11 protein-coding genes and 1 pseudogene are annotated in these 17,785 nt (G+C 73.0%); 8 read left to right on the top strand and 4 right to left on the bottom strand.

What is annotated here, in order from left to right; all coding sequences use genetic code 11:
• The 8 genes from BWR60_RS31500 to BWR60_RS31535 all read left to right on the top strand — a co-directional run.
• Positions 1–1,604 (top strand): VTT domain-containing protein (locus BWR60_RS31500; RefSeq protein ID WP_088156509.1); only part of this gene is annotated, 1,604 nt, incomplete at its 5' end.
• On the top strand, positions 1,601–2,341 hold the full coding sequence (locus BWR60_RS31505; protein WP_221345217.1) for an endonuclease/exonuclease/phosphatase family protein: 741 nt from the start codon (positions 1,601–1,603) through the stop codon (positions 2,339–2,341). The genes BWR60_RS31500 and BWR60_RS31505, both read left to right, overlap by 4 nt.
• A 32-nt stretch (positions 2,342–2,373) precedes the next feature.
• On the top strand, positions 2,374–2,913 hold the full coding sequence (locus BWR60_RS31510; protein ID WP_088156511.1) for a DUF4142 domain-containing protein: 540 nt from the start codon (positions 2,374–2,376) through the stop codon (positions 2,911–2,913).
• Positions 2,914–3,134: 221 nt separating this feature from the next.
• Positions 3,135–5,345, top strand: coding sequence for a TonB-dependent siderophore receptor (locus BWR60_RS31515; RefSeq protein WP_088156513.1), 2,211 nt, complete (start codon positions 3,135–3,137; stop codon positions 5,343–5,345).
• A 7-nt stretch (positions 5,346–5,352) separates the two neighbouring features.
• Entirely contained in the window at positions 5,353–6,255 is a 903-nt protein-coding gene (locus BWR60_RS31520; RefSeq protein WP_088156515.1) for an ABC transporter substrate-binding protein, read from the top strand.
• Entirely contained in the window at positions 6,248–8,257 is a 2,010-nt protein-coding gene (fhuB, locus tag BWR60_RS31525; RefSeq protein ID WP_088156517.1) for a Fe(3+)-hydroxamate ABC transporter permease FhuB, read from the top strand. Before BWR60_RS31520 ends, fhuB begins: the two co-directional genes overlap by 8 nt.
• 16 nt (positions 8,258–8,273) lie before the next feature.
• Positions 8,274–8,996, top strand: a complete 723-nt coding sequence (gene fhuF / locus BWR60_RS31530; RefSeq protein WP_088156519.1) for a siderophore-iron reductase FhuF — start codon at positions 8,274–8,276, stop codon at positions 8,994–8,996.
• Positions 8,993–9,811 (top strand): ATP-binding cassette domain-containing protein, encoded by an 819-nt coding sequence (locus BWR60_RS31535; protein WP_343216430.1) that lies wholly within the window; start codon positions 8,993–8,995, stop codon positions 9,809–9,811. Before fhuF ends, BWR60_RS31535 begins: the two co-directional genes overlap by 4 nt.
• A gap of 23 nt (positions 9,812–9,834) precedes the next feature.
• Here the strand turns inward: BWR60_RS31535 and BWR60_RS31540 are convergent, their stop codons facing one another.
• From BWR60_RS31540 to BWR60_RS31555, 4 genes and pseudogenes are all read right to left on the bottom strand, one after another.
• The gene (locus BWR60_RS31540; protein ID WP_088156521.1) at positions 9,835–13,893 is read right to left on the bottom strand and encodes a non-ribosomal peptide synthetase; all 4,059 of its coding nucleotides are present in this window, start codon (positions 13,891–13,893) and stop codon (positions 9,835–9,837) included.
• Positions 13,890–16,520 (bottom strand): amino acid adenylation domain-containing protein, encoded by a 2,631-nt coding sequence (locus BWR60_RS31545; RefSeq protein ID WP_429913050.1) that lies wholly within the window; start codon positions 16,518–16,520, stop codon positions 13,890–13,892. The genes BWR60_RS31540 and BWR60_RS31545 overlap by 4 nt, the downstream gene beginning before the upstream one ends.
• Positions 16,521–16,582: 62 nt before the next feature.
• A pseudogene (locus BWR60_RS39080) lies at positions 16,583–16,867 on the bottom strand (condensation domain-containing protein); the annotation flags it as partial.
• Positions 16,806–17,555: a condensation domain-containing protein gene (locus BWR60_RS31555; RefSeq protein ID WP_429913051.1), complete on the bottom strand. Its 750-nt coding sequence runs from the start codon at positions 17,553–17,555 to the stop codon at positions 16,806–16,808. The pseudogene BWR60_RS39080 and the gene BWR60_RS31555, both read right to left, overlap by 62 nt.
• Positions 17,556–17,785: the final 230 nt, after the last annotated feature.

The raw sequence follows: 17,785 nt of genomic DNA on the forward strand, positions 1-17,785 counted from the left end.
ACCCGGCGGGCGTCCCCTACCCGCCCTTCCACGATGTGCAGATGGCGGTCGACGGGCCCGCCGCCCGGGCCCTGTCCGAGCTGGCGCGATGGCGCTGGGAGCGCGCGAGCTGCGAGGCGCTGCCCGCCATCGCGGGCCGGTCCGTGCCCTGGCCCGAGCGGGTCGAGCCAGACTTCCGCGACATCGCCATCGGCATCTCGCGGACCCTGCCGGACTATCCCGGCGAGGGCGAGGTGCGAGAGGTCGAGGCGCTGTACGAGGACATGATCGGTTCGGCGCGGGAGACGATCTACATCGAGAACCAGTTCCTGACCTGCGCCCGCATCGCCGGGCGGCTGGCCCAGCGGATGCAGGAGGTGCCGGGGCTGCAGGCGGTGATCGCCGCGCCGCGGATCCATCACAGCTGGGTCGAGCACCACGCCATGGCGCCCGGCCGCATCCGCTTCATGGAGATCCTGCGCGCCGCCGGCGTCGGCGACCGGGTGCGGCTGCTGCACCCGCAGGCCAGCGCCGACGGGGCCACCGCCGACGTCATGGTCCATTCCAAGCTGACCATCGTCGACGACCGGCTGCTGCGCATCGGCTCCGCCAATCTCTGCAACCGGTCGATGGCCGTCGACAGCGAATGCGACCTGGTGATCGAGGCCACGGGCGAGGCCGAGCGCCGGGTGATCCGCGGAATCCGCGCCCGGCTGCTGGGCGAGCATTGCGGGGTCGCGCCGGAGGAGATCGAGCGGCGCCTCGGCGAGACCGGGTCGCTGCTGGCCGCCATCGCCGGCGACGGCAGCGGGGATCGCCGGCTGTGGCCGGTGGATGACGACCGGCCGATCGCCACCGAGCAGGGCTGGAGCCTGGCCGCCTTCGCCGACCCGCGCCGGCCGCTGCCCGCGACCGGCCTGATCGAGCGCACCCTGGCCCCGGTCAAGGCGCGCTGGCGCGGCCTGCTGCGCCTGGCCCCGATCGCGATCGCGGCCCTGCTGCTGGCCCTGGCCTGGAGCACCACCGACCTGGCCGGCTGGGCCCATCCGGACCGGCTGCAGCAGTCGCTGCACGGCCTGAGCGGCACCGGCTGGGCCGCGCCGCTGGTGATCGCCGCCTTCGTGCTCGGCGGCATGGTGATGTTCCCGGTGACGGTGCTGATCGCCGCCACCGCCGCCGCCTTCGGCGCCTGGCCGGGCCTGGCCTATGCCGGGGCCGGCGCCCTGGTCAGCGCGGTGGCCGGCTATCTGGTCGGGCGGCTGGCCGGCGAGAGCGCGCTGCGCGCCGCGATGGGCCCGCGGCTGCATCGGATCCGCGACGGCATCGCCCGCCGCGGCATCGTCGCCGTGGCCACCATCCGGATGGTCCCGGTCGCGCCCTTCACCCTGGTCAACCTGGTGGCCGGCGCGGCGCGGATCCCGGTGCTCGATTTCGTCCTCGGCACCGCGCTCGGCCTCGCGCCCGGCCTGCTGGTGCTGTCGACGCTGGGCGACCGGCTGCTGTCGATCCTGACCGACCCGTCGCCGGCACGGATCGGCATCGTGCTGGCGGTCATCGGCGCCTGGATCGCCCTGTCGGTCGGGCTGCAGGCACTGGTCAGCCGGAGGCGGCGGGATCCGGGGTGACCGGCGACGCGACGCTCCGCCTCCTGACCTGGAACATCCATGCCGGCATCGGTCCGGACGGCCGCTACGACCTGGACCGGGTGATCGCCCTGGTGCAGCGGCACCGGCCCGACATCGTGGCGCTGCAGGAGGTGGATTCGCGCGGCCGCGGCGCCGGCGCGGAGTCGCCCTTCGCCCGGCTCGCCGCCGCCCTGGGCCCGCACACCGCCGCGGCCCGCACCATCGTGGCGCCGGACGGGCATTACGGGCACCTGCTGATCAGCCGCTGGCCGCTCTCCGCCGTCCGGCTGCACGACCTGAGCCAGTCCCGGCGGGAGCCGCGCTGCGCCATCGAGGCCATGGTCTCGGCCCCCGGCGGGCCGTTCCACCTCGCCGCCGTGCACCTCGGCCTCGCCTTCGCCGAGCGGCGGCGGCAGGCGGCGATGCTGGCGCGGATTGCCGACAGCGCGGCGCCGACCTCGGTCATGCTCGGCGACTTCAACGACTGGACCTGGAACGGCGCCGTCCGCCGGTCGCTGGCCGAAACGCTGCCGGCGCGGACGCCGCAGCGCACCTATCCGGCCCGCTGGCCGGTGCTGACGCTGGACCGGGTCTATTGCCGGCCGCGCCACGCGCTGGTCGGCAGCCGTGTCGATGCGGAGGGGCGGCACGCCTCCGACCACCTGCCGCTGATCGCCGAGATCCGGGTCGACCCGCTGCCCCTGGCGTCGGAACCGGCGATCCGGGCCTCGCGTTGACCAGGCAAGCCGACCGATCATGGAGCCGACCCATGCGACGACTCCTGGCCGCCCTGAGCTTCGCCGCCCTGGCCTGCCTGGCGACCATTCCGACCGCATCGGCGCAGAGTGCCGACGCGGCCACCCAGCCCGTGCAGATCGACGCCGCCACCTATGCCCGGCAGACCGCGATCAGCGGCCTGTTCGAGATCTCGGCCGCCCAGGTCGCGCTGGAGAAGGCGTCGTCGGACGAGGTCCGCAGCTTCGCCCGGATGATGCTCGACGACCACACCAAGGCCAGCGAGCAGCTGGCGGATGCGGCGAAGGGCCAGGACCTCTCCTTGCCGGTCTCGGTCGACGCCGCTCACGACCAGCTGCTGCAGGCCCTGGCCAACGCGACCGAGCAGGATTTCGACCGGCTGTACATGCGGACGCAAGTGGAGGCCCACACCGCGGCGCTGAAGCTGCAGCAGGACTACAGCAGCTTCGGCGGCAACCCGGCGCTGAAGGCGATCGCGACGCAGATGGTGCCGATCGTGAAGCGCCATCTCGACCAGGCCCAATCCATCCTCGATCGTCTCAGCCGGGCGTGATACTCCGCCAGCGGCCCGTGGCGGCAAGCCCGACGGGGTGGCCCGATCCGTCGAGATCGTCGAAAATCTCTGCGAATGAGATTGCGAGTCATTATTAATCTTGTTAAGCAGCACCCGGCATTCGAAGACGGGCGCGGCGAGGATCGCCGGTGCCCGCGATTCCGGATAGGAAGGGATGGGGTGGCATGGGTGCTGGATACGGCGCGCGCGATCGCGTGCGGATGTTGCTAACGACTACCATTCTCGTCGCGGCCGGCGGATCGGTCGGGACATCCGCGCAGGCGCAGACTCAGACGCAAGCTCAGCCGCCGGCCCAGCCGCAGCAGACGCAGCCCGGGAGCAGCATCGTCCTGCCCCAGATCGTGGTCACCGGCCAGGGCGAGAGCCCGACCGGCCCGGTGCAGGGCTTCGTGGCCAACACCAGCCTCAGCGCCACCAAGACCAACACCCCGCTGATCGAGACGCCGCAGTCGATCTCGGTGGTCCCGCAGGACCAGATCACGGCGACGAACGCCGAGACCCTGTCCCAGGCGCTGACCTACACGCCGGGCATCACCTTCCAGTCCGGCGCCTACAGCCGGATCAATGACGACTTCATGATCCGCGGCTTCAACGTGGCCACCGGCGCCTCCGGCATGCTGCGCGACGGCCTGAAGCTGCAGTCGAACGTCTATGACGGCAACCAGGAGCCCTACGGGCTGGAGCGTATCGAGGTCCTCCGCGGCCCCTCCTCCATCCTCTACGGCCAGGTGACCCCGGGCGGCGTGGTCAACGCGGTCAGCAAGCGGCCGACCGATACGCCGTTCCATGAGCTGAATGCCGAATACGGCACCTATGGCCGGACCCAGTTCTCGGGCGACACCAGCGGGCCGATCGACCCGGACGGCAAGCTGACCTACCGGCTGACCGGGCTGTGGCGCGATTCCGGCAACTGGGTCGATCACGTGCCGGACGACAAGCTGTACATCGCCCCGGCCTTCACCCTGCGGCCGTCGGACGCGACCACGATCACCTTCCTGAGCGACTATCAGGAGATCTACACCCGCTTCGCGCCGCCGATGCCCTTCACCGAGCTGCGCGAGGGCAAGATCCCGCGCGACCTGTTCATCGGCCAGAAGGGCTACGACAAGTACTACAGCCAGAGCTACACGCTCGGCTACCAGCTCGAGCACAAGTTCAACGACAGCCTGACCCTGCGCAATTCCCTGCGCTACTACCATGCCGAGGTGGACTGGAACTATCTGAGCTACGGCGGCCTGAAGCCGGACAATTCGCTGAAGCGGGGTGTGATCAACCGCGACGAGCTGTCGAACGGCTTCACCACCGACACCTCGCTGGAGGCGAAGGTCGAGACCGGGCCGGTGCAGCACACCCTGCTGGCCGGCGTCGACACCTACGGGGTCGGCTACGACACCAACCGGCTCGGCGGCACGGTCGCCGATCTCAACGACATCTACCACCCGGTCTACAACGCGAAGGTCAGCGTCAACAGCAACAACACCGGCTTCAACAATTCGGGCTCGCAGATCGGCGTCTATTTCCAGGACCAGATGAAGATCTACGACAAGCTGGTCCTGCTGCTGGGCGGCCGCTACGACTGGGCCGACGCCTACAACACCAGCTATCGCAACCAGGCCGTTCTCGACGCCCTGAACGTTCCGCGGAAGCAGAGCCGGTCGGACAGCGCCTTCACCGGCCGCGTCGGGCTGCTGTACCTGTTCGATGACGGCCTGGCGCCCTATTTCAGCTTCAGCCAGTCCTTCGACCCCACCGCGCTGAACGCCGGCATCAGCAAGGACGGCAAGCAGTTCGAGCCGAGCAAGGCCAACCAGTACGAGGTCGGGCTGCGCTACCAGCCGCCGGGCGAGAACTTCCTGATCAGCGGCGCCATCTTCCGGATCGACCAGGATCACGTCCTGATGACGGATCCTGAGGACACCACCTATTCGATCCAGACCGGCAAGGTGCGGTCGCAGGGCATCGAGCTGGAGGCCCGGGCCAGCCTCGGCGCCCTGAACCTCGTCGCCGCCTACAGCTATACCGATGCGCGCACGCTGGAAGGCCAGCTGAAGGACCAGCGCCTGGCCCTGGTCCCGTATCACAACATCGCGGTCTGGGCCGACTACAAGCTCGACGGCCTCGGCATCAAGGGCCTGACGGTCGGCGCCGGGCTCCAGTATCTGAGCTCCGCCAACATCCCGGGCGTCGACGCCGACGAGCGCCCGCTCAAGGAGGACGTGCCGGGCCGGGTTCTGGTCGACGCCATGGTCTCCTACGATTTCGGCGTGCTGGACGAGCGCCTGACCGGCACCACGCTGCAGCTCAATGCCAAGAACCTGTTCGACAAGGACTACATCACCTGCGTCGACATCAGCGGCTGCCGCTATGGCGAGCCGTTCACCCTGTCGGCCACGCTGGGCTACAAATGGTGACGCCCTGATGCCGACCCGGCGCGCGGTCCTGGGGGGGATCGGCCTGGCCCTGGCGGGCCTGGGCTCCGCGCATGCGCAGATCCCCGCCGGACCGGCGGCGCGCCGGGTCGCGACCATCGACCTGCTGCTGACTGAGACGCTGCTGACCCTGGGCGTCACGCCCGTCGCGGTCGGCAACATTCCGCTGTACCGCCGCCTGGTGGCCGAGCCGACGCTGCCGGACGGCGTGCCGGATCTGGGCCCGCTGCAGGAACCGAATCTCGAGCTGTTGCAGCATCTGCGACCCGACCTGATCCTGGCGCCGTCCTGGGCCGAGTCCGGCCCTTTCGGGCTGGAGCGCATCGCCCCGGTGGCCTGGCTGCCGACCTTCTCGACCGAGAAGCCGGCGGTCGAGCATGTGCGCGACCTGCTGCTGCGGGTGGCGGCGATGACCGGCCGCGAGGCCGAGGCCCGGGCCTGGTCCGACCGCGCCGACGCCGCCCTGGCCGAGGCCCGCCAGGCCCTGCAGCCCTGGACCGACCGGCCCGTCTATGTCGTCCGCTTCAACGAGGATGGGCGCCACGCCGCGATCTTCGGCGGCCGCGGCATGATCGGCGACGTCCTGACCCGGCTGGGCCTGCGCAACGCCTGGACCGGACGGACCAATGTCTGGGGCACCACCTCGATCGGCATCGAGCAGTTGGCCGGCGACGCCGAAGCCCGCCTGATCCATTTCGACCGCGGCGCCGAGACCGAACGCGCTCTGCGCCAGCTCGCGGCCAGCCCGCTCTGGGCCGCCCTGCCCGCCGTGCGCCAGGGCCGGGTGATCGAGATGCCGGTGGTCTATCCGAATGGCGGCCTGGCCTCCGCAACCCGCTTCGCCCAGCAGCTGGCCCGGATCCTCCCGGCGCACGGAACCGCGAATGGCTGATCTCGCCTTGCCCCGGCCGGCCGCGGCGGGCCGGCCGGCCGTCCTGGCGGCGGTGCTGATCGCCGCGGCCCTGGCCCTGTTCCTGCACCATCTGCAGGCGCTGCTGCCGGCGGCGGAATGGCGGCAGGCCCTGACCGCCCCCGATCCGGCCGACATGCGCCAGATGCTGGCGCAGTACAGCCTGCTGCCGCGCCTGGCCATGGGGCTGCTCGGCGGCGGCGCGCTCGGCCTTGCCGGGGTGCTGTTCCAGCAGGCGCTGCGCAACCCGCTGGCCGAGCCCGGGACGCTGGGCGTCTTCGCCGGGGCCCGGCTGGCGCTGATCGCCGCCACGCTGATGGCGCCGTCGCTCCTGGACGCCGGGCAGGAGGCCGTGGCCCTGATCGGCAGCGTCGTGGCGATCACCCTGATCCTGCTGCTGAGCTGGCGCCACAAGCTGGCGCCGATCGCCGTGATCCTGGCCGGGCTGGTCGTCACCTTCTATCTCGACGCCGCCAGCAAGATGCTGGTGCTGTTCAATCACGAGGCGCTGACCGACCTGTTCGTGCAGCAGGGCGGAGCGCTGAACCAGAACAGCTGGGGCGGGGTGCTGGCCCTGGCGCCGCGCCTGGCCCTGGCGGCGCTGGCAGCCGCGCTGATGCTGCGGCCGCTGACCCTGCTCGACCTCGACGAGGATGGCGCCCGCGGCCTCGGCCTGTCGCCGGCGGCGGCGCGCCTGGCGGCGATCGCGGTGGCGGTGCTGCTCAGCGCCTCGGTCGCCGCGCTGGTCGGGCCGATCGGCTTCATCGGCCTGGCCGGACCCGCCATTGCCCGCCTGGCCGGGGCCCGCCGGTTCCGCGACCGGCTGCTGTGGGCCCCGGCGGTCTCCGCCGGGCTGCTGGCGCTGACCGACCAGCTGCTGCAATTCGTCGATGCCAGCGGCGCCGTCCCGACCGGCGCCGTCACCGCCATGCTCGGCGCGCCGCTGCTGCTGTGGCTGCTGCGCCGGCTGCGGCCTGCGGCCGGCGAGGCCCGGCCGGACCGGCCCGCCTCCTCCGCCGACCACCGCCGCCGGCACCCCTGGCCCTGGGTCGCCTGCGCCCTGCTGCTGCTCGGCCTCGTTGTCTGGGCCGCGCTGGCGCTGGGCCGCACGCCGGACGGATGGCAATGGAGCCTGGGAGCCGATCTCGACCTGCTGCTGCCGTGGCGGGCGCCGCGCGTCGCCGCCGCGCTGGGGGCCGGCTTCATGCTGGCGGCGGCCGGCGTGGTGCTGCAGCGCCTGACCGGCAACGCCATGGCGAGCCCGGAGCTGCTCGGCGTCTCCTCCGGCGCCGCCCTGGCCCTGATCCTGGCGGCGCTGTTCGTGCCGGGGCTGGACCGGCTGGCCCTGACCGGGGTGGCCGGGCTGGGCGCGCTGGCGGCGCTGCTGGCCGTGCTGTCCCTCGGGCGGCGATCGGCCTTTTCCTCCGAGCACATGCTGCTGGCCGGCATGGCCCTGACCACCGTCGCCAGCGCCTTCCTGGTGGCGCTGCTGTTCAGCGGTGATCCGCGCACGGCGCTGCTGCTGGGCTGGCTGTCGGGGTCGACCTATGGCGTCTCGGCCGGCGACGCCGCAATCACCTGCGGTCTTGCCCTCACTGCCGCACTGATCCTGCCGCTGGCCGGGCGCTGGCTGACCATCCTGCCGCTGGGCGCCGCCACCGGCCGGGCGCTGGGTGTCTCCCTGGCCCGCAGCCGGGCGGCCCTGCTGCTGCTGGCCGCCATCCTGACCGCCGGGGCGACGCTGACCGTCGGCCCGCTCAGCTTCGTCGGGCTGATGGCGCCGCACATCGTCCGCATGCTCGGCCTGCGGCGGCCGACGCCGCAGATCCTGGCCGCCGGCCTGCTGGGCGCGGGGCTGATGGTGCTGGCCGACTGGCTGGGCCGCACCATCGCCTTCCCCTGGCAGGTGCCGGCCGGGCTGGTTGCCACCTTCGTCGGCGGCACGTATTTCATCTGGCTGATGCAACGGCGACGGCCGGCATGACCTCCTCGGCTGCCTCATGATCGACGCCCTGGCCCCGATCTTCGTCGGCCCGCTGGCCGATTTCGCCGACCGGCTGGCGCTGGCCGATGATCCACGGCCGGGCCTGCGGGGGTCCGAGCTGCTCGACCCGGCCGTGTTGGGCCCGATCCTGGAGCGCTTCGCCCGGCGCTATGACCAGCCGGAACCGCGGGCCGTGGCCTCGATGTGGGCGAAGTGGCATTTCTGGATGCTGCTGACGCCGGTGGTGGCCGCGAGCCTGCTGCTGGAGCATGGCCTGCCGACGGATCTCGACGAGGTCGAGGTGATCGTTGCCCCGGACGGGCAGACGACGGCGTTCAAGCTGCCGCATGGCGGCGGCCCGGCCACCCCGGCCGACGGGTTCGAGCGCTTCGGGCCGCTGGTCGACGGCCATATCGAGCCCTTGATCCGGGCGCTGGCGGCGCAGAGCGGCGCCACCGCGAAGGTGCTGTGGAGCAATGTCGGCAACCTGTTCGAGAACCTGCTGCGGCAGATCGAGGCGTCCGGGCTGGCGCGCGGCCCCGGCCCGGCCCAGGCCCGCGCGCTGATGGCCAGCCGCGACTGGCCCGGCCGGCGCGCCAACCCGCTGTTCGAGCCGGTGCGCTATGTCGAGCGCGGCGGGAAGCGAAAGAGGGTGCGGCGTGTCTGCTGCATCCGCTACCTGATCCCCAGCCTGGAGCTGTGCTCGACCTGCCCGCTGGAGAAAGCGAGACCGGCGTGAACCATACCGCCCCCGCCCCTGTGGCCGAGACCGATGCCGGGCCGGCGATGTTCGAGCTGTCGCAGGCCGCCTTCGCCGTCGCCGGCCGCGCCCTGCTGCAGCCGCTGGACCTGAGGCTGGCGCCGCACCGGGTCACCGGGCTGATCGGCCATAACGGCTCCGGCAAGTCGACGCTGCTGAAGCTCCTGGCCCGGCAGCAGCCGCCGAGCGCCGGCACGGTCCGGTTCGAGGGCCGGCCGCTGCGGGACTGGGCCGACCGCGCCTTCGCCCGCCGCGTGGCCTATCTGCCGCAGCAGACGCCGCCGGCCTCCGGCCTGCTGGTGCGCGAGCTGGTGGCGCTGGGCCGCTATCCCTGGCACGGCGCGCTCGGCCGCTTCGGCGCCACGGACCGGGAGAAGGTCGAGGAGGCGATGGCGCTGACCGACATCGCCTCCTTTGCCGACCGGCTGGTCGAGACCCTGTCGGGCGGCGAGCGGCAGCGCGCCTGGCTGGCGATGCTGGTGGCGCAGGACGCCGCCTGCCTGCTGCTGGACGAGCCGATCTCCGCCCTCGACATCGCCCATCAGGTCGATGTCCTGGCGCTGGTGCAGCGGCTGAGCCGCGGCAAGGGGCTGGGCGTCGTCGTGGTGCTGCACGACATCAACATGGCGGCCCGGTTCTGCGACGACATCGTGGCGCTGCATTCCGGGCGGCTGATCGCCCGTGGCACCCCGGACACGATCCTGCATCCGGAACGGCTGCAGGCGATCTATGGCATCCCGATGGGCGTCCTGCCCCACCCGGCCGGCGGCCCGCCGATCAGCTATCCGCACTGACCGGCGGGGGCGCGGCCCCTCCCCTACTGCGCCGCCACCGCCGGAACGGCATCGGCCCGGCGCAGCGCCTCCCGCACGCCGGACTGGAAGTCCGGAGCGTGGATGATGTCGAGATGCACGGCGCCCGCCACCCGCTCCAGCGCCGCCACCGGCGCCAGCAGGCTCCAGTCCCGCAGCGGCTCCGGCTGGCTCAGCGAATCCTCCGCCTGCCAGACATGCACCGGCAGGTCGAGCGGCCGGTACTCGTACCGCGCCGCGCGCAGCCGCTTGTCCAGCATCGCCCACAGCTCGAACTCGCGCGAGGTCAGGTCGGGGCCGTCCGCCGGCAGCCCGTCGCCCTCGGCCAGCACATAGGCCTCCAACGCCGCCCGCTCGGCCTCGTCCATCAGCGCGAACAGCGACCGCCACCGCGCCGCCATGGCCGAGCGGCCGAGCCATTGCTCCAGCAAGGCCGCGGCCCGCTGCCGTTCCTCTTCCGACAGCGTCCGGTCGGTGCGGAACGGGACGGATTCGAAAACGTCGACCAGGCCCAGGAACTCGACCGCCACCCGGCCCTTCAGGCGATGCGCCGTCTCGAAGGCCAGGTCGCCGCCGGAGGACCAGCCCAGCAGGGCGCAGCGGCCGCCGGCGGTGCGCTCGATATGGGCCGCGAACTCCTCGGCCAGCGCCGCCATGTCGTAGCCGCGCCAGCGCTGCTCCGTATAGACGTGGCTGACGAAGCCGGTAACCGGGCGGTCGCCACCGAGCGCCGCGACCATCGAGGCGAACTCGGTCGAGTTCACGATCAGCCCCGGCAGGCAGTACAGCGGCACGCCGCGGCCGCCCTGCTGCAGATGCACCACCTCCGGCCCCTGCGGCGGCGCCGGCGCGATCCGGGTCGCGAGGTCGGCCAGGCTGCGAGCGTTGAGGATGTCGGCCAGGGTCAGCGCCTTCCCCCCGGCCAGGCCCTGCTTGCGGATCCGCGCCAGCAGCTTGAGGCTGAGGATCGAATCCCCGCCCAGGGCGAAGAAGTTGTCGTCGCGACCGATCGCGTCGGTGCCCAGCAGGCCGGACCAGAGCGCGGCCAGCGCCTGCTCGGTCTCGCCGCGCGGCGGGTCGCCGGCCGGCCTCGCCGCCTCCGGCGCCGGCAGCGCCTTGCGGTCGAGCTTGCCGTTGGCGGTGACCGGCAGGGCGTCCAACCGCACCCAGGCGGAAGGCACCATATAGTCCGGCAGCCGCGCCGCGAGCCGGGCCTTCACCGCCTCCAGATCCGTGCCGGCCGGCGCCGCGACATAGGCGGCGAGCTGCAGCCGCCCATCCTCCGCCGGCAGCGCCACCACCGCGGCGTCGGCCACGCCGTCCAGGCCGCGCAGCGCCGTCGCCACCTCGCCCGGTTCGACCCGGTAGCCGCGGATCTTCACCTGGTCATCGGCCCGGCCCAGGAATTCCAGGCTGTCGTCGGCCAGGCGCCGCACCCGGTCGCCGGTGCGGTACAGTCGGCTGCCGGGCGCGCCGAACGGATCGGGCACGAAGCGCTCGGCGGTCAGGTCCGGGCGGCCGAGATAGCCGCGCGCCACGCCGGGGCCGCCGAGATAGAGCTGCCCCGCCGCGCCGGCCGGCACCGGGTTCAGATGATCGTCCAGCACATGCGCCGCGGCGTCGGGCAGCGGCCGGCCGATCGGCAGCGTGCCGGCGGCGCGCCAAGCCTCGGCCGCGGGCTGGCACAGCGCGCCGACCGTGGCCTCGGTCGGGCCGTAATGGTTGACCACGCGGCAGCCGGGCGCCAGCTCGCGGATCCGCTCGAGCAGCGGCCAGCCGGTGGCCTCGCCGCCCAGCACCAGCGTGTGCGCCGGCAGCGCATCCTGCGGCCGGCGCGCCTGCAGCAGCGCCTGCAGGTGGCTCGGCACGATCTTCAGCACCTCGATCCGCTGGGCCGCCATATACTCGGCGAAGCGGTCCGGGTCGAAGGCGCGGGCCGGGTCGACCAGGTGCAGCTCTCCGCCGCCATAGAGCGCGCCGTACAGCACGGTGTTGCCGAGATCGGCGGCGACGGTGGAGACCATCGCCATCCGCGCCCCGTCCGGCAGGTCCAGCACCCGCAGCACGCCGCTTGCGTAGTCGGCGATGCCGCCGCGGGTGACGACGACACCCTTGGGCTTGCCGGTCGACCCGGAGGTGTAGATCAGGCAGCCGGCCTGGTCCGGCGCCGGCTCGGGCAGCACCGCCGAGGCGTCGTCGGCGTCATCGTCCAGGGACAGGCGCAGCACCTCGCAGCCGAAGCCGTCCGGCGTCTCGGCGTCGACCAGCAGCCAGCGGGCACCGCTGTCGGCCACCAGCTCGGCCCGTCGCTCTGCCGGGGCCGCGGGGTCGAGCGGCAGATAGGCGCCGCCGGCCTTGAGCACGCCGAGGAGGCCGAGCCCCCATTCCGGCGTCCGCCCCATCTGCAGCGCCACCCGGTCCTCGGGCCGGACGCCGCCGGCCACCAGCCGCCGCGCCAGCCGGTCGGAGGCCTGATCGAGCTCGGCGCGGGTATAGGAGCGATCCTCGTGCCGGAGGGCGATCGCCTTCGGCGCCGCCGCCGCCAGCGCCCGCCATGCTGCGACCAGATCGGCCGGCGGCGCGGCGCTGGCCGGGCCGAAGGCGCTGGAGGGCGCCGGGGCCGGGGCGAGGTCGGCCAGCCGCCGCTCCGGCGCCGCCACCACCGCCTCGGCCAGGGCGGCGAGATCCGCGCCCAGGCGCTCGATCGTCGCCGCGTCGAACACGTCGGTGGTGTAGGCCAGCAGCAGGTCGATGCCCTCCCGCCGGTCGGTCAGGTCGAGGCTGAGATCGAAATGCGCCGCGCCGCCGGCGAGGCCGCGCAGCGTCATGGCCAGCCCGGCGAAATCACCGTCGCCCGGCGTGCCGTCCTGCTCGGTGCACTTCACCTGGAACAGCGGGTTCACCCCGGCCTGGCGCGGCGGGGCCAGCGCCTCCACCACCATGTCGAAGGGCACGTCGATCCGTGCCTCGGTCGCCAGCAGGCCCTCGCGCACCTGGTCCAGCAGGGCGGTGAAGCCCCGGCGCTGGTCCAGCACCGTGCGCAGCACCGCGACATTGGTGAAGTAGCCGATCATCGGATGCGTCTCGGCCCGGCCGCGATGGGCCAGCGGCGCGCCGATGCGGATGTCGTCGCCCGCGCCGTTGCGCGCCAGCAGCAGCTTGAGCAGCGCCAGCACGGCCATGAAGGTCGAGGCGCCGCGGCCGCGGGCCAGGGCGCGCAGCCCGTCGCTGACCGGCTTGGACAGGCTGAGGCGGTGCGCCGCCCCGGCCTCGCTGCGCTGCGCCGGCCGTGGCCGGTCGAAGGGCAGGTCGAGCGGCGGGTGGCTGTCGCCCAGTGCCGCCTTCCAGGCTTCGATCTGGCGTGCCTCCCCCCCCGCCTCCAGCCAGCTGCGCTGCCAGGCGGCGTAGTCGGCATAGTGCAGCGTCATCGGCGCCAGGCCGGAGGGTGCGCCGTCGCGCCGCGCCGCGTAGAGGGCGGCAAGGTCGCCGGTGACCAACCCGACCGACCAGCCGTCGGCGACGATGTGGTGCAGGGCCAGGACCAGCCGGTGCTCGCGCTCGCCCAGCACATGCAGCTCGAACCGCAGCAACGGGCCGATCTCCAGGTCGAAGGGCTGCCGCGCCAGGGCGTCGGCGAAGGCGTCGCTCTCGGCCTCCGGCCGCGCCGCCGCCCGCAGGTCGCGGACGAGGAAGGGCGGCGGCAGCTCGGCATGCAGGCGCTGCACCGGCCGGCCCTCGGCGTCGATGCCGAAGGTGGTGCGCAGCGCCTCGTGCCGGGCGACGAGGTCGCCGGCCGCCGCCTGCAGTGCCGCGCAGTCGAGATCGCCGGACAGCGACAGGATGCCGGCCATGGTGTAGGCCGGGCTGGCGGGATCGCGCTGCCAGGTCAGCCACAGCCCGCGCTGGGCGTGGGACAGCGGCAGGTCACGGCCGCGCTCGACCGGCACGATCGGCAGGGACGCGAAGTCCACGCCGTGCCCGGCCAGCTTGTCCAGGAAGGCGCGGCGCCGGTCCGGCGCCAGCGCGGCGAAGCGGCGGGCGATCTGGTTGGCGTCGACGGTCATGTCAGGTCCTCGAGTTCGCTCATCCACCGGTCCATGTCGCTCAGGCGCTGCTCGGCCGCGGCACTGTCGGCGACAAGGTCGCCGGCCAGGCTGGCGGCCAGCCCGGCGAGGGTCGGGTGGTCGAAGAAGTGGCGGATCGGCAGGGCCAGGCCGTGCCGTTCCAGCAGCTGGGCACGGACGCGCATCGCGGTCAGCGAATGCCCGCCGAGGCTGAAGAAGTCGTCGGTCCGGGACAGCTGCGGCAGGCCCAGCACCTCGCGCCAGATCGCCGCCACCGCCCGCTCGGCCTCGCCCTCGGGCTCCGCCGTCCCGACCTCGCTGGTCCAGTCGGGGTCGGGCAGCGCCCGGCGGTCCAGCTTGCCGTTCGCCAGCAGCGGCAGCGCCGCCAGCCCGACCACCCGCGACGGCACCATGTAGTCCGGCAGGCGCTCGGCCAGATGAGCCTGCAGCTCGGCCTCCAGCCCGTCCGATCCTCCCGTCGCCACCACATGGGCCACCAGGCGCGGGCCGCCCGGCGCCGGCATCGCCGACGCCACCGCCGACCTTACCTTCGGATGGTCGAGCAGATGCGCCTCGATCTCACCCAATTCAATGCGATAGCCGCGGATCTTCACCTGATGGTCGAGGCGGCCGATATATTCGATCACCCCGTCCGGCCGCCACCGCACCAGGTCGCCGGTGCGGTACATCCGCGCTCCCGGCCCGGCATGCGGATCCGGCACGAAGCGGTCGGCCGTCAGGTCCGGGCGGCCGACATAGCCGCGGGCCAGGCCGGTGCCGCCGATATACAGCTCGCCCGGCACCCCTTCCGGCACCGGGTTCAGGTCGCCGTCCAGCACATAGGCCCGGCGGTCGCCGAGCGGCCGGCCGATCGGCGCATAGGCGCCGTCGAACCCGATATCCGCCCCGACCTTCCACATCAGCGGCGTGACCACCGCCTCGGTCGGGCCGTAGCCGTTGATCAGGATCTTCGGCCGCAGCCCCCGGCGCACCCGGTCATAGACCTCGCGCGGCATGCCCTCGCCGCCGAAGGAACAGACCTCCATCGGCGGGCACTCCCCGGACGCTTCCGCCCAGGCGGCGAGCTCGGCGAGATAGACCGGCGTGTAGTCGGCATGGGTCACACCCAGGCGGCGCTTGGTCTCCAGTGTCTGGTCCGCGGGCCAGAGGGTGTCATCGCGCAGCACCAGGCTGGCGCCGCTGGTCAGCGCCGTCAGCCAGCGCTCATGCGCGCCGTCGAAGATGAAGGACAGGAAGTGGAACTCGCGCGACGGCTCGCCGATCTCCGCGATCCCGGCCGTCAGCCGGCAATGCTCGGCGATGGCGCCATGGGCCACCGCGACGCCCTTGGGCTTGCCGGTGGAGCCCGAGGTGTAGATCACATAGGCCAGGTTCGCGGGATGCAGCCGTACCTCAGGCCGGGCCGGGTCCTCGCCGGACGCGTCCTCGACGAGGATGCGGTCGACGCCGGCCGGCACGCGCTGCGCCAGCGACCGCCGGGTGATCACCAACTCCAGCCCGCTGCCCGACACCATGTCCGCCAGCCGTGCGGCGGGAGTGTCCGGCGCCAGCGGCACGAAGGCGCCCCCGGCCTTGAGCACGGCAAGCAGCGCCACCAGCATCTCGACCGACCGGTCCAGCAGCACGCCGACCTGCCGGTCCGGCCCGACGCCGGCCGCGACCAGACGGTGTGCCAGGTGGTTCGCCCGCCGCTCCAGCTCGCCCCGGCTGACCTCGCGATCGCCGAGGATCACCGCGGTCCGGTCCGGATCCGCCGCGGCCTTCTCCGCGATCCGGTCCTGGACGAAGCGGTGCGGCACCGCCTCATGCGGCTCCGATTGCCACCGGACGATCTGCGTCCGCTCGGCCTCGGTGACGATGGCCAGGGTGCCGAGGCACGCCTCCGGCGCCCCGGCGATCCGCAACAGCAGCGCCTCGAACCGGCGCATCAGTTGCTCGATCCGCTCGCGGTCGAAGGCGTCGCGCCGCCAGCTCCAGTCGATCTCGAGCGCGGCCCCCGCCTCGATCCCGAGGGTCAGGGCATAGTTCGTGGTCTCCAGGCTCTGGATCTGGCCGAAGCGCGGCCCCTTGCCTTCCAGCTCGCGGAGGGCCTGGTCGACGGGATAGTTCTCGAAGACCAGCAGTGTGTCGAACAGGGAGCGGCCGCCCTGGCCGGCCCAGCCCTGGATCTCGTAGAGCGGCGTGTGCTCATGCTCGCGCAGCGCCGCATTCTCCGCCTGCAGCTGCCGCAGCCAGTCGCCCACCGGCCTGGCCGGACCCGCCATTGCCCGCCTGGCCGGGGCCCGCCGGTTCNTCTGGCCGAAGCGCGGCCCCTTGCCTTCCAGCTCGCGGAGGGCCTGGTCGACGGGATAGTTCTCGAAGACCAGCAGTGTGTCGAACAGGGAGCGGCCGCCCTGGCCGGCCCAGCCCTGGATCTCGTAGAGCGGCGTGTGCTCATGCTCGCGCAGCGCCGCATTCTCCGCCTGCAGCTGCCGCAGCCAGTCGCCCACCGGCCTGGCCGGGTCCAAGGCCGGCGCCACCGGCAGGGTGTTGATGAACAGCCCCAGCAGCGCCTCGGCATCCCGCAGCTCCGCCGGACGCCCCGAAACCGTCGACCCGAACACCACGCGACGCTGCCCGGTGATCCGCGACAAGAGCAGCGCNTGGCCGGGTCCAAGGCCGGCGCCACCGGCAGGGTGTTGATGAACAGCCCCAGCAGCGCCTCGGCATCCCGCAGCTCCGCCGGACGCCCCGAAACCGTCGACCCGAACACCACGCGACGCTGCCCGGTGATCCGCGACAAGAGCAGCGCCCACGCCCCCTGCACCACCGTGTTCAGCGTCACATGCTCGCGCCGCGCGAACGCCTTCAGGGCTTCCGTCGCCACCGTGTCCAGCCGCAGCTTCCGGCTGTCATGCCCCGGCTGCACCTCCGGCGCCGGCAGCGCCGAGGCCAGCAGCGTCGGCTCCTCCACACCCGACAGCCGCTCCCGCCAGAAGCGCTNGCGCGAACGCCTTCAGGGCTTCCGTCGCCACCGTGTCCAGCCGCAGCTTCCGGCTGTCATGCCCCGGCTGCACCTCCGGCGCCGGCAGCGCCGAGGCCAGCAGCGTCGGCTCCTCCACACCCGACAGCCGCTCCCGCCAGAAGCGCTCATCCGCCGCCTGGTCCCGACGGCCCAGCCAGGCGATGTAGTCCCGGTACCGCCCCGCCGGCAGCGACGGCACCTTGCCGTGATACCGCGTCAGCACCTCGCCGATCAGCCGCGACGTGCTCCACCCGTCCAGCAGCAGGTGATGGCTGGTCAGGATCAGCCGGTGCCGGTCCTCCCCCGTCCGCACCAAGAGCACCCGCAGCAGCGGCGCCGCCGCCAGGTCGAAGCCCCGCGACCGGTCCGATGCCGCCAGCTCAGACAGGGCATGGTCGAGATCCGGCTTACCGCGCCAGTCCAGCTGCTCCACCGGCGACGGCGCCCGCCGCCGCACCAGTTGCAGCGGCCTGTCCTCCTGGCCCAGGAAGCCGGTGCGCAGGATGGCGTGGCTCTCCACCGCCACCTCCCACGCCCGGGCGAAGCGGCCGGCGTCCAGCCCGTCCACATCCACCCGGATCTGCGTCACATACAGCTCCGGCGCCTGCAGGCTGTGGAACAGCATCCCCTGCTGCATCGGCGACAGCGGGTACAGGTCCTCGATCTCCGCCGCCGGCACCGGCAGGGCGTCCAGCTCCGCCTGGCTCAGGCCTGCCAGAGGCACGTCCGACGGCGTCAGCCCGCCCGCTCCCGGCGCGCTGCACAGCTCAACCAGTGCTTCCAGCTCGGCGGCGAAGGCCCGACTCAGAGCCTCGATGGTCCCGGCATCGTGCCGGGCGGCGCTGTACAGCCAGGTCAGCCCCAGCG

The organism is Inquilinus limosus, assembly GCF_002195995.1.
Lineage (GTDB): Bacteria > Pseudomonadota > Alphaproteobacteria > DSM-16000 > Inquilinaceae > Inquilinus > Inquilinus limosus_C.

Excerpts from the sequence above, each read along its gene's own strand:
- BWR60_RS31510 (WP_088156511.1), top strand. The coding sequence starts at position 2,374 with ATGCGACGACTCCTGGCCGCCCTGAGCTTCGCCGCCCTGGCCTGCCTG.
- BWR60_RS31515 (WP_088156513.1), top strand. The coding sequence starts at position 3,135 with ATGTTGCTAACGACTACCATTCTCGTCGCGGCCGGCGGATCGGTCGGG.
- BWR60_RS31520 (WP_088156515.1), top strand. The coding sequence starts at position 5,353 with ATGCCGACCCGGCGCGCGGTCCTGGGGGGGATCGGCCTGGCCCTGGCG.
- fhuB (WP_088156517.1), top strand. The coding sequence starts at position 6,248 with ATGGCTGATCTCGCCTTGCCCCGGCCGGCCGCGGCGGGCCGGCCGGCC.
- fhuF (WP_088156519.1), top strand. The coding sequence starts at position 8,274 with ATGATCGACGCCCTGGCCCCGATCTTCGTCGGCCCGCTGGCCGATTTC.
- BWR60_RS31540 (WP_088156521.1), bottom strand. The coding sequence starts at position 13,893 with ATGACCGTCGACGCCAACCAGATCGCCCGCCGCTTCGCCGCGCTGGCG.